Consider the following 12,400-nt stretch of genomic DNA (forward strand, 5'->3'; position numbering starts at 1 on the left):
TTCTTTCTTATTACGCAGGTCGGCGAAACTGCCAAGCGTGACGAGGCTGTGGCTCTCAACGGCCGGACTCACTGCGGCTCGGACGCACCGACTTCGACCCACCTTGAAGACGAGAGGATCGCATGATTCGCTTTTGGCAGAGCTTCGGGGCGCGGTCGACGTTGCTATTGATCCTAGTCCTGTTTGCTGTCGGATGCGGGGAGCGTGTTGAACGTTTGACGCCGCCCGAAATTCCGCGTGCACCGCTGGCCCCGCCGGTGACGTCCGGCAAGACGGTGGCGGAGTTGCGGGAGGAGTTGGGTGCGAATGAGAATGCCCAATTCACAAAAGTGGGAGGAAAGATCGTTGAAGCCCAGTTGTTCCAATCCGGCGTCACAGACATCGCACCACTTGAGGGCCTGCCTCTGAGAGTCTTGGACATCGGCGGTCTTCCTGTCGAGTCGATCGCTGTTGTCAGTGGGATGCCTCTGGTCGACCTCACCCTCGAGGAGACCAAGGTCGCTGACCTATCTCCGCTCGAAGGGATGCAACTCGAAATTTTCAAAGCGCAGAACACGCCGGTGGCCGACATTTCGGTTTTGAAGACGATGCCGCTGCGGCAGCTCAATCTGATGGGGACTCAGGTCGCGGACTTTGAAAGTCTCTCGGAGATGCCGCTCGAAACGTTGTGGCTGCCGCAGACGAAATTCGCGGACCTGTCGAAGCTCTCCGGACTTCGTCTGGCCAGTCTTGACGTTCAAGACAGTCTGGTCAGCGATCTTGCTCCGCTGTCGGACATGAAATCGCTCCGCCGGCTCAATATCGCGGGAACGAAAGTAAGCGATTTGACGCCGCTCGAAGGATTGCCGCTGGAGCGGCTGATTTTCAGTCCTACCGAAATCGCCAAGGGACTCGACACGATCCGCAGCATGAAATCGTTGCGGGAAATCGGGGATTCCTTTCAGACGCGGCTGCCGCCGGAGCAATTCTGGATGCAGTTCGATGAGTCCGACAATCTGTAGCGATAGCCGGACCGGAACTACTTCGCGCCCGAAGAGAACGCGGACGATCGCTTACTGTGAAATTGAGTCGCGTGCTTGACGTGGTGGACGGTCATTTCAGCCTCCCGCTAAACCGGTATGTCCTGCATAAAACGCTCTGATTGCTGAAAAGGACGACGGGACCTGAGCAACCGTCAGTTCCGTTCGTTCGGCCGGTCCGGCATTGTCGATACGAAAAACTGCGGCCCGTCCGAAAATGCCCGTTGAAGATCAGCGGAAGTGGACGTTACTGTAGTTGACGAGGCAATTGTGTAGCGCCGCCGATGTATCCACGTTCCGGGGTTGGAACGCCGGTGCAAAGCCAGCGGTCCGCCGTTCGGTCGACCCGCATCTCGAAAATCGGATTTTATTATGCTTGCACGCAAATCGATTCTTGGCGCCGTCGCTCTGGCGGCGGCATTCGCGGCGGCATCTTCCGCCGACGCGGGCGGTCGGCGATATGTGACTGAGCCGTCCTACACACCCGGCGACGAGACCGTCACGATGTTTGACGGAATGGAGTCGGGCGTTATCGAAGCGAAGCTCGTCGCGCGAGATGAGACGGGCGGCAACCTCTTTATAACGAACAAATCGGATCAGCCGCTGAATGTCGAATTGCCCGAATCATTTGTCGGCGTACAAGTGCTCAAGCAATTCGGCGCCGGTGGCGGCTTAGGCGGTGGCGGATTGGGCGGTGGCGGCCTGGGAGGTGGACTCGGCGGTGGTGGCGGACAGGCGGTTGGTGGCGGCGTGGGCGGTGGACTTGGCGGCGGCCTCGGCGGTGGTGGCCTCGGCGGCGGTTTGGGCGGAGCCGGTGGCGGGGCGGGAGGATTCTTCTCGATACCCCCGGACGAAGTCGCCCGGGTGCAGTTCAAATCGGTCTGCCTCGAATATGGCAAGCCGACTCCCAATCCTCGGATGACCTACATTCCCGTCCCCGTCGAGAAATTTACCGACAGTGAAGCACTCCAAGAGTTGATCGCGCTGATCGGAACGAAAGAAGTTCCGCAGCAGGCGGCTCAAGCGGCAGCGTGGCACCTTTCTGACGAGATGTCGTGGCAGCAGTTGGCAACGCTATCGGTCAACCAACTCGGCGGATTCGGACCGAAGCCGTACTTCTCGCACCGTGAAATTCGTGGCGGCCAGCAGGTGATTTCAGCCGTTGCGGCGCGACTGAAGTCGGATGAGAAGACCGACAAACCTGTTTCGCCGCGTGTCCGATCGATTCGCTGAGTCGAATCGGTCGCAGCTAGATTCTGTACGCGAAGCCAAAGAGCCGGGCATGATGCCCGGCTCTTTTTTGTTTGGTTTCAGGCGACTTGGAGGGCGCGCTGAACGTATCTGGCGTCAAATTGCGAATTGAACTTCTGCGACTCGGTATAATCCCTGCAATAGCGGCACGATGCGTGACGGTGTCGTCGCGGCTCAAATTTCCGATCGTCCAATCAGCGGTCTTTGATGATACTCGGTTGCGGTGGTAGAATTTCGTCATAGCGACGATCGAAGCAATGGCGGAGCCGACCGGCTCGCCGGTCGACTTCACTGATATTCTTCCTTTCTTTGGAGCGGAAACGCCCATGCGTTGCGGACCCCTTTTGTCAATGTTCGGCATCGCGTTACTGGTCGGCGCGAACGTGACGGCTGCGGCGGACGAAAAAATCGACTTCGCCGGGCAGGTCGCTCCGTTGCTGGAGGCAAAGTGTTTTGATTGCCACGCCGGCGGCGAACGCGAAGGCGGTTTGCGATTAGACCGCCGTGAGGATGCGTTCAATGGTGGCGACAATGGTCGGGTCATCAGGCCCGGTGCAGCGGCAAAAAGTGAATTGATTTCGCGCGTCTCGGGTACGAGTGAAGGGGATCGGATGCCGCCCGGTGATCCGCTGTCGGCTGAACAAATTGAGTTACTCAGAAAATGGGTCGAGCAAGGTGCCGAGTGGCCGGAGGACTCTTCGGCCGTCGAGGACAGCGTCGACCATTGGTCGTTTCAACCGATTGAACGACTCGCGCCGCCCGAGGTCAGCAGCGAAACGGCCCACAGCCCCGATGATATGCATCCTGTCGACGCGTTCGTCCGGGCAAAGTTAAATGAGAATGGAATTTCGCCGTCACCGCAGGCGGATCGGATCACTCTCATTCGCCGCGTTTATCTCGATCTCCTCGGGTTGCCACCGACGCCTGCTGAGGTAGACGAATTTGTCGCGGACCCGTCGCCGAACGCCTACGAAAAATTGATCGACCGTGTGCTCGCCTCGCCCCATTTCGGCGAGCGGTGGGGCCGCCACTGGCTCGATAAAGCCCGCTATGCCGACAGCGACGGTTATGAGAAAGATCGACCGCGCAAGAATGCCTGGCGTTACCGCGACTGGGTGATCGATGCCGTCAACGAGGATATGCCGATCGATCAATTCACGATCGAGCAACTCGCGGGCGACCTGCTTCCGGAAGCGACGCCACTTCAGCAATTGGCGACCGCTTTTCACCGTCAAACTCTGACCAATAATGAGGGGGGCGTCGATCAGGAAGAGTACCGTGTTGCCGCGGTATTCGATCGAGTAGAAACGACCGGTGCGGTGTGGCTCGGACTGACGGTCGGCTGCGCCCGGTGTCACACGCACAAGTTCGATCCCCTCACGCAGCGGGAGTATTACGAACTCTACAGCTTCTTCGACAACGGGGACGAGAAGACCACGACGGTCGCGAAGTCGGAAGACGCGGTGAGGCAGTATGAAATCGCCAACGCGAAGCACAAGCAAAAACTCGCCGAACTGACGGCCGAACTGCATCAAGCTCGTGAGGAAGTCCGCGGCGAATTTCAGACATGGCAGGCCGAGCGATTGACGGAACTAACTTCGCCGCAGTCGGCCCGCTACCACCTGTTCGACAACGTCGTCGCTGCCGGCCCGGCAGGACTCGAGTTCGAGCGTCTGGCAGACGGGTCGCTGCTCGCCTCGGGCAAACGTTGGCACGAGGCGGCCTACGAGGTCGCCACTGATATCCCGGCTGACGTCACCGTAACGGGGCTGAAACTCGAAGTCATGCCGCATGAGAGTCTGCCGGGTGGAGGACCCGGGCGCGGCGATAACGGGGCGTTCATGCTCAATATGGTGACGGGGTTCGTGACCGACATGGATGGCAAACAGACGAATAAGGCGTTCACCGTCCATAAGCAGCAAGCGTCGAAATCGCGGAAGGGGCTGGGCGCCGACAAGCTCTTCACGAAGGGGAATGAAAAGGGTTGGTCGCTCGATTCCGGTGAAACCGGCCATATTGTGCTTCCATTCCGCGAACCGCTTGAGCTGCAAAAAGATGAGCGATTGCATGTGACGATGCACCAGTATCACGGGGCGTTTCACCTCATGGGGCGATTGCGGTTGTCGTACATGACGGGCGACTACAGCGCGAGCGAACTGCCGGAACGGATTCGGACGGTGCTGTCGAAACCGCTTCAGCGTCGAAGCGAACAGGAAAATGGAGATCTGTTTGATTATTTCGCGTCACGGCATCCGAAGACCGACGCGATTGCCAAGAAGATCGATGCCTTCAAGAAGAAAGCTCCGGAGTCGCCTTACCTCAAGGTGCGGGTCATCGGACAGCGGGAGAAAAAACCGCGGCAGACCCACATGTTCCGGCGCGGCGATTTCCTCCAACCGCTCGATCCGGTTAATCCGGCCGGTCCGGCGGCGCTGCCTTCGCTCAAACCCCGCGACCCTGCGACGGGAGCCGACCGACTCGACCTCGCACGGTGGTTGGTTTCGCCGGAGAACCCGCTGACCGCTCGCGTGTTTGCGAACCATGTGTGGTTGCACCTGTTCGGCACCGGCATCGTGCGAACGCCGAACGACTTTGGAACGCAAGGCGAGCGACCGACGCACCCCGAACTGCTCGACTGGCTCGCTTCTGAATTGCGGGACAATGGTTGGAGCCGCAAGGGGTTGATCCGCACCATCCTGCTGTCGCAAACGTATCGGCGATCGTCAGCCTACCGGCCGGACCTTGAAGAAATCGACGCGACCAATCTGCTGCTCGCGCGTCAGAATCGTTTCCGCGTCGAAGGAGAGATCATCCGTGATGTGTCGCTTGCTGCGGCGGGTTTGCTCTCGCGGAAAGTCGGCGGCCCAAGTGTGTTCCCCCCGATGCCGGCCGATGTCGCGGCCCTCAGTTACGCCAATCAATTTAAGTGGAGTGCGAGCGACGGCGAGGATCGATACCGGCGGGGGATGTACACGTTCTTTAAGAGGACCGCGCCGCATCCCAACCTGATGACCTTCGACTGCCCCGATGCGAATACGACGTCGGTCTCACGGCTGACATCAAACACGCCGCTGCAGGCGTTGCAGACACTCAATAACGTTGTTTACTTGGAAGCCGCGCAAGCGCTCGGTGAAGTGATGCAGCAATCGTCCGAGCAACAAGCGGAGGCCATTGAAACCGGCTTCCGTCGGTGCGTGGGCCGAGCGCCGAGCGAGTTTGAAGTGCGTCGACTTAAAGAACTGTACCAGTCTTCGCTGTCATACTACGAGCAGAATTTGAAGTCTGCGGCGGAACTGGTCGGCGAGGAAGAAGGGAAGAGCGAGGCGGAAAATAAAGCGGTGGCCGATCAGGCCGCGTGGATCGCCGTCGCTCGCGTGTTGCTGAATCTCGATGAATTTCTTGTTCGTAGCTGACAGCTGACAACTGACAGCTGACATCATCGCCTCCGAACTCATACGCACCTTTTGAGCGATTCTTAATGATCGGTCCGCAACTCCTTACTTCTCGCCGCGACTTCTTAACGTCGACCGCAGGGGGACTGGGTCTCGCCGGCCTTTCCTCAATGCTGGGACAGGACATCGCGACCGCCGCGTCGACGCCGCAGCCCGGTGATGTGATTCATCATCCGCCGAAGGCGAAGTCTTGCATCTTCATTTTCATGGCCGGGGCCCCATCGCAGATTGACTTGTTCGATCCGAAACCAACCCTCAACAAATTAAACGGCGAACCGCTCCCCGAATCGCTGACGAAAGGCGTCCGCTTCGCCTTCATTAAGAAAGAATCCGCGACATTGATGGGCTCGTCGCGGAAGTTTCAACCGTGTGGTGAATCGGGCGTCGAGTATTCCGACTTGCTGCCGCACATCCGCAAACATGCCGACGACATTCTGCTCGTGCGTTCGCTTCATACCGAGCAATTTAATCATCACCCGGCCCAGTTGATGATGCAGTGCGGCCGGGGGACATTCGGGCTGCCGACGATGGGGTCATGGATGACGTACGGCCTCGGCAGCGAAACGAAGAACTTGCCCGGTTATGTCGTGCTGACGGCAGGGCGCGGTTCGAGCGGGGGGGCGTCTTTGTGGCAGAGTGGATTTCTGCCTTCGAAATACGCGGGCGTCCGCTTTCGTGCGTCGGGAGAGCCGGTGCTGAATTTGTCGAACCCCGACGGTATTCCGTCCCGAATTCAACGCGAGGGACTCGACGCACTCGGTGATCTGAATCGCCGTCACTACGACATGATCCGGGATCCGGAAATTGAAAGTCGCATCGCCAATTACGAGATGGCTTTTCGAATGCAGACCGCCGCGCCGGAGCTGATCGATCTTTCGAATGAAACTCAGGAGACCCTCGACCTCTATGGTATTGATCGCGAGAAACCGAAGCATCTAACGGGAGGACGCGGCGGACAGAATAATCCGATTAAAGGTTTCGCTCGTAGCTGTTTGCTCGCGCGGAGGCTCGTCGAACGGGGTGTGCGATTCGTCAACGTGATTTACGCATCGTGGGACCACCACGCAAACCTCGACAAAGAACTCGCCTATAACAGTTACGCGGCCGACCAGCCGATCGGCGGGTTGCTCAGCGATCTAAAACGTCGCGGAATGCTCGACGAAACGATGGTCGTATGGGGGGGCGAATTCGGTCGGACCCCGTTGGGAGAGAACCGCCCCGGCTTTAAAGCCGTGACCGGTCGAGATCACCACCCGTTCGCCTTCTCAATGTGGATGGCCGGTGGCGGGCTTAAAGGCGGCCAAGCCTACGGGCAGACCGATGAGATCGGCTGGAACATTACCGAGAACCCGGTGCACATCAATGATCTTCACGCCACGATGCTCAATCAATTCGGAATTGATCATGAGCGGCTGACGCATCGCTTTCAGGGTCGCGACTTCCGTCTGACCGATGTGGGCGGGAAGGTCATCCGCGATTGGATCGCCTGAGGGGCAGGAGGGCTCAGGGAAAGAGTTTGTTCTTCGCCCGCCAGAGCAAGTACGGCACTAGGCCGACCGTTGATCCAACCAGCAGAATCAAGTGGCGGTGACCCGACGGGTCGTTCGTCGCGTTGACCCTATCGCCGCTCCAAGACCGGATCGCCCAATAAGCGAAGATCGCGATTGGGACAAGCAGCGACCAAACAGGCCAATCCCGGTAGTGCCCGCGGGCGAATTCATACAGCATTAAGCCGAGTAGAAAAACCGGCAAGATGCCCAATTCGAAACTGCGAGACGCGGCGTACATGCCGGTAGTCTTAGCGAAAGGTCGCCGCCGGTCAACACGGCTCAAAATTCACTCTCTCAGTGCCGAAATATTCGAAAGCCGGCGCAAGCCGCTCAGGCTCGACTTGGCTTACCAGGGGCCGAATTCGAGGCCGACGCTGATCCCGTCCAGCGACATGACTTTCACCGACTTGCCCGGGGCGAAGTTAATACCGGTGACCGAGTCGCTTCCGTTGTTGATATTACTGATGAAAGCGCGGCCGCCGTTGGCGGTTGTGATGTCATAAGTCGTGTTGTCCGCCGGACGGACAACGTGTGAGAAACGCATTAAATCGTACCCGATGATTAAGCGGGCCTTGGGATTAATTTTGATGCGGGCGTAGACGTCGAATTCGAACACGGGCGAGAACAGGAAATCATTGCGAGACCGGTTGCTGCTGAAACCGAGGAAATTGGTCGCGATGACCCGTGATTTAACATTGTTTACGCCGAGCAGCACCGACGGCTCGGTCCCGAGCGTCAACCACTTGTGAATTAATTCGAACCGAGCACCGACGGTGGGACCCCAGATATTGTTATGGACGTCCGTGGTGATTCCGGTCACCGTTCCGTTGGTTCCATTAAAATTGATATACTCGGCACCCTGCTGCTCTTGGACTGCACGGTAGGCGAATCCGAATGTCGGCTGAATGTGAAATCCGTCGCCCGGCGGGGAAAGCGGATCGATCACGAAGTCGAAGTCGAGTCCCCAAGCATCGGCCGCGTAAGAGTAGACAGCACCTTCCGTGAAGACCGGCAGGATGTCTGTTGGGAAAAGGTTGGCAGTGACGGGGAGTGCCACTGCCGGGGGAGTCGCTCTGGCATATTCGAATCCCCGTTGCTCGAGGACGAAACCGGAAAACTCAAAGGCGGCACCAGTGTTGAGTGGCACACCGAAGGTTCCGCGAATGCCGTTGGTTCCAGACAGCGACACGAGGCCGAGATCGTTTGCTAAGCCATTGGTTAAAGCTGTTCCATCAGATTTAATGACCGAGTTGCCGAGGTTGAATGTGGTCGTCGGGTCGGTCGGCACCGAAGTTCCCTGCGCGTAAAAGAATTGCGCGCCGTACGCATTGTTCGGGGGATCGGTCCAGCCCCAATGCAGATACTCGATACGGCCCCAGACTTCCGCCGGCTTGAACAAGCGGTAGCCGAGGAAGTGAAAATCGGAAGGCGGCACGAAGAGCTTTTTTTCCTTCGGCATCGCCATCGTCGGCATTGTCGACGTTTGCTGGATTGGCGGACAATATCCGGAGTTCTGCTCCGCATGGCCGCCTCTGAGCTGGTGAGTGCCGATGCTCCACGTTTCGCCGAGCGGCTGCGGAATTGGCATGACCGGTGGCCAAGGCGAAGCCGGGTTGATCAGAGCGGAATCGCCCAGATTATAGGGCTTCCAGGTGACCTGTTCGACTTCCTCCGAAGTGGAGCCGCCCAAATGAATGACGCCTTCGTCGGCCGACTGACCGTACGTGGCGGTTGCCGCGCAAAATATTGCGCCGGCAATAAGAATGCAGTGAAGCGGGCAGCGGGTCATCGTCCGTTCCTCAAGTAAGACAACTCGCGACACGAAGACCCGCACTCCACACATTCGAGGAGCGCAGGCCGGTGGTGAGGGTCGTATCAGGTCTATCGGTCATTCTCCCGGTTCTACTTGTCCGAAATCGTCATGCTGAAACGATCGGACCGGTTCCAACGAAAGTTCCGGCCTTCTGAGCCCATTGGGCCTTCGGGCGCAAAGGGTTATGATTCGCGAATACTTGACTGGCGAAGAAAATAACTGGCATAGGATCGATCACATGACGGCCTCGGACTTCGCGCGCGAATTGATTGCGTTTCCCAGCGTAAGTCGTGCGTCCAACGTCGCCGTTAGCGAGTATGTTCGGGATCAACTACTCGAACTGGGATTCGAGACCGAATGGGTCGAGTACCGAGACCCGGCGGGCGTCGTGAAGGCGAATGTCGTGGCACGCCGCGGCGAAGGGAGCGGGGGATGGGCTTATTTCGCCCATACCGATGTCGTTCCCGCCGATGACTGGGGCATCGATCAGCACGGCCCCTTCGAGCCGACCGTCTCTGGTGAACGCCTCTACGGGCGGGGAAGCTGCGACATGAAGGGGTCGCTCGCCTGCGCCCTCGCCTCGGCGGCGTTCACGCAATCGGAGAAGCTTCGCGCGCCGCTCTATTTCGTCGTCACGGCCGACGAAGAGGTCGGATTCATCGGCGCCGAAGAAGTCCGAAACAAATCGCAACTATATCGAGAGCTCGTCGAAGCGCAGCCGGCGGCAATCATCGGTGAGCCGACGGAGTTGCAGATTGTCCATGCCCACAAAGGCTCCTGCCTGATTCGAGCCACAGCCCGGGGGGAGGCGGCCCATTCGAGTTCGGCCGCCGGACGGAACGCGAATCACGATTTGATTCCCTTCCTGCAGCAGATGAAACAGCTGCACGACGAAACGGAGACTGACGCGCGGTGGCATGACGAGAGGTTCGACCCGCCGACGTTGAGTTGGAATATCGGCATTCGCGATCACAACCACGCGATCAACGTGAAATCTCCGCAGAGCGAGTGCCTGATCTACCTGCGACCGATTCCGGGTCTCGATATCGCTCCACTACTTGAGCGCGTCCGCGAGGCGGGTCGGGAGTCGGGAGTCGAGATCGAGATCAAATCGCGTGGCGATGGACTCAGCGTTGCGCCCGATCATCCTTACATCCGCGAGCTTCTGGAACTCGCCAACGGCGACCGTGCACAAACGGTTTGCTACGGGACGGACGGAGCCATCTTCGGCGAAGACCTGGAGCGGATCGCCGTCTGTGGCCCGGGCAGCATCGCGCAGGCTCACACGAAGGACGAATGGATCGCTCTGTTACAGCTTGATGCCGGAACCGAACTGTTTGCGAACCTCATCACGCGCTACTGCATCAATTGCTGAAGCGGGCCGTCGCCACGCGACGTGCGACCCGGCGTCGCACGCGAGTTTGGGTTTGTGGCTTGGCAGTCACTGCATATACTTCGATCAATCCTGGAGCCAACGAGTCGAAGGAATCCGATGCGGGAGTGGTGGGAAAATCTCTGGTCGGCGGTGACGACAGTCGCGGCGGGCATGGCGGTGACGCTGCGGACGATGCTGCGGACCTACGCTCGTCGCGCTCACACCGAGGTCTACGAGTACCCGGAGGTTCCCGTGCCGGTGAAGGCTCGCTATCGCGGGTTTCACCGATTTGACCTCACGACCTGCATCGGCTGCGACAAGTGCGCGGTCGCCTGCCCGGTCGACTGCATCTACATTGAGAAATCGAAGAGCCCCGCCGGCAAGGGCTTCCGAGTCGATGGATTTTTGATCGACTACTCGAAGTGCATGTTTTGCGCTCTTTGCGTCGACCCGTGCCCGGTCGACTGTATTTTTATGGGAGCTAATTTCGACCTGAGCTGCTACAGCCGTGACGGCTGCGTTGTCGATTACGCCAAGTTGCCGCTGGAGATTGCGTGGGGGCGTGCGACGCTGAATCCCTCCGCGGTCGCGGAGTCGAAACGAATCGCCGAACCGGTTTGGATCAAAGGTGAGCCGAATCCTCTCGAAGAAGCCGCCGCGGTCGAAGCGTGACTGGTCGAGTTCTTTGTCTTCTCCTGTTGGACTGGACCGCGGGTTGGAGCGGGGAGTAGGTTGCACTGATGATTCGATTGCATCGATGAGTCAGTTGCAATTATTGAGTTGGTCGAAAACGATTCCAGCAGCGCCGCATTCCGCAGACCCGTTAAAAAAGACCCGTATGTCCGACAAATCGTCGAGCCACGAATCAATGACATTGGCCGGTGCCAATCGCCGATTGCCATTGGTTCGTAAAATCGCAGCGGACATCGTCGCGCTCTCGCACGATCTGGCTGATCGCGAGGATCGTCTCAAAATCCTGCGTCGCCGGGGACGTAAGCAATCGACCGGCTCGTTTCACAGTGACGAGTTGGACTCCATTGAAGAGATCGTTCAACGGGACCAGAAGACGCTCGAACATTACGTCGCAGAGCTATCAGAGGTCGGAGGAGAACTCCGCGATGCGTCGCTTGGAATCGTCGAATTTCGGGGCGACTGGCCGGAACATGACGGTCCTGTCTTTTTCGGATGGTTGCACCCGAACGACGAGATCACCTATTGGCGGCCGGAACGGTCTAAGCTGACGGATCGTCGGTCGGTCTTTGAAGACAGCGTTGCCGGTCGCGAGGAATTTGGCGACGCAGACAGCCCGGAATCGAACGGGAACACGGATGGCTGATCTCGTCCTGCACCTGCTGATCTTTATGGCGGCGGCGATCATCGCGCTGCTCGTGCCGTTGACGATTGGTCGTTTCGTTCGGCCGACGTTGCCGAATCGCGAGAAACAATCGATCTACGAATGCGGCGAGCCGACGATCGGATCGAACTATCTGCAATTCGATCTCCGATTCTATGTCGTGGCCCTGCTATTCATCGTATTCGACGTCGAAGTGGCGTTCTTCTTCCCTTGGGCGACGGTCTTCGGTCCGGCTGTGCAATTGGCGGATGAGCGGCTGCCGCAGGCCGTGGCCACCGTCGAGGGAGAGCCAACTGCGCGGGCGATCCTCAGTTCGGAATTGACGGGTATTCCGCTTGGTCAATTGGGAGAAGCCGAACTGGTCGATGCCGCGACAGGATTAAAGCTTGCTTGGACGGCGTTCGCCGACGTGGCTGTGTTCTTCGCGGTTTTACTTGTCGGATTCGCTTACGTTTGGAGCCGTGGCGATCTCGACTGGGTCCGGACGGCAGCCGATCGCGTCAAGAATGCGGCCGTCGATCGAAGGGGGGTCGGCTACAATCGCGAGCAATCCCCTGCCAATGTCGAAACGACACCTGTTTGACAG

Annotated in this window: 10 protein-coding genes; 8 read left to right on the forward strand and 2 right to left on the reverse strand. The window is 58.6% G+C overall.

What is annotated here, in order from left to right; genetic code table 11:
- Positions 1–122: 122 nt before the first annotated feature.
- The 4 genes from Pan189_RS08585 (at position 123) to Pan189_RS08605 (ending at position 7,212) form a co-directional block, all read left to right on the forward strand.
- Positions 123–1,001: a leucine-rich repeat domain-containing protein gene (locus tag Pan189_RS08585; protein WP_145363512.1), complete on the forward strand. Its 879-nt coding sequence runs from the start codon at positions 123–125 to the stop codon at positions 999–1,001.
- A 390-nt stretch (positions 1,002–1,391) separates the two neighbouring features.
- Positions 1,392–2,252 carry a hypothetical protein gene (locus tag Pan189_RS21310; RefSeq protein WP_310821255.1) on the forward strand — a complete coding sequence of 287 codons (861 nt, stop codon included), beginning with the start codon at positions 1,392–1,394 and terminating at the stop codon, positions 2,250–2,252.
- Between the two features lie 344 nt (positions 2,253–2,596).
- Positions 2,597–5,683, forward strand: a complete 3,087-nt coding sequence (locus Pan189_RS08600; protein WP_310821256.1) for a PSD1 and planctomycete cytochrome C domain-containing protein — start codon at positions 2,597–2,599, stop codon at positions 5,681–5,683.
- 65 nt (positions 5,684–5,748) lie between these two features.
- Positions 5,749–7,212: a DUF1501 domain-containing protein gene (locus Pan189_RS08605; RefSeq protein ID WP_145363515.1), complete on the forward strand. Its 1,464-nt coding sequence runs from the start codon at positions 5,749–5,751 to the stop codon at positions 7,210–7,212.
- Between the two features lie 13 nt (positions 7,213–7,225).
- Here the strand turns inward: Pan189_RS08605 and Pan189_RS08610 are convergent, their stop codons facing one another.
- Together Pan189_RS08610 and Pan189_RS08615 are read right to left on the reverse strand one after the other, a co-directional pair.
- The gene (locus Pan189_RS08610; RefSeq protein ID WP_310821257.1) at positions 7,226–7,510 is read right to left on the reverse strand and encodes a hypothetical protein; all 285 of its coding nucleotides are present in this window, start codon (positions 7,508–7,510) and stop codon (positions 7,226–7,228) included.
- A gap of 108 nt (positions 7,511–7,618) precedes the next feature.
- Positions 7,619–9,094, reverse strand: coding sequence for a BBP7 family outer membrane beta-barrel protein (locus Pan189_RS08615; RefSeq protein ID WP_310821258.1), 1,476 nt, complete (start codon positions 9,092–9,094; stop codon positions 7,619–7,621).
- A 229-nt stretch (positions 9,095–9,323) separates the two neighbouring features.
- On the opposite strand from Pan189_RS08615, the gene Pan189_RS08620 reads away from it, so the two are divergent.
- The 4 genes from Pan189_RS08620 (at position 9,324) to Pan189_RS08635 (ending at position 12,397) form a co-directional block, all read left to right on the forward strand.
- Positions 9,324–10,460: a M20 family metallopeptidase gene (locus tag Pan189_RS08620; RefSeq protein WP_145363518.1), complete on the forward strand. Its 1,137-nt coding sequence runs from the start codon at positions 9,324–9,326 to the stop codon at positions 10,458–10,460.
- 117 nt (positions 10,461–10,577) lie between these two features.
- Positions 10,578–11,132, forward strand: a complete 555-nt coding sequence (locus Pan189_RS08625) for a 4Fe-4S binding protein (RefSeq protein ID WP_145363519.1) — start codon at positions 10,578–10,580, stop codon at positions 11,130–11,132.
- A gap of 166 nt (positions 11,133–11,298) precedes the next feature.
- Complete coding sequence (locus tag Pan189_RS08630) at positions 11,299–11,796, forward strand: DUF2203 family protein (RefSeq protein ID WP_310821260.1); 498 nt, start codon at positions 11,299–11,301, stop codon at positions 11,794–11,796.
- Positions 11,789–12,397 carry an NADH-quinone oxidoreductase subunit A gene (locus Pan189_RS08635; RefSeq protein WP_145363521.1) on the forward strand — a complete coding sequence of 203 codons (609 nt, stop codon included), beginning with the start codon at positions 11,789–11,791 and terminating at the stop codon, positions 12,395–12,397. The genes Pan189_RS08630 and Pan189_RS08635 overlap by 8 nt, the downstream gene beginning before the upstream one ends.
- The last annotated feature ends 3 nt before the right edge of the window (positions 12,398–12,400 follow it).

The organism is Stratiformator vulcanicus, assembly GCF_007744515.1.
Lineage (GTDB): Bacteria > Planctomycetota > Planctomycetia > Planctomycetales > Planctomycetaceae > Stratiformator > Stratiformator vulcanicus.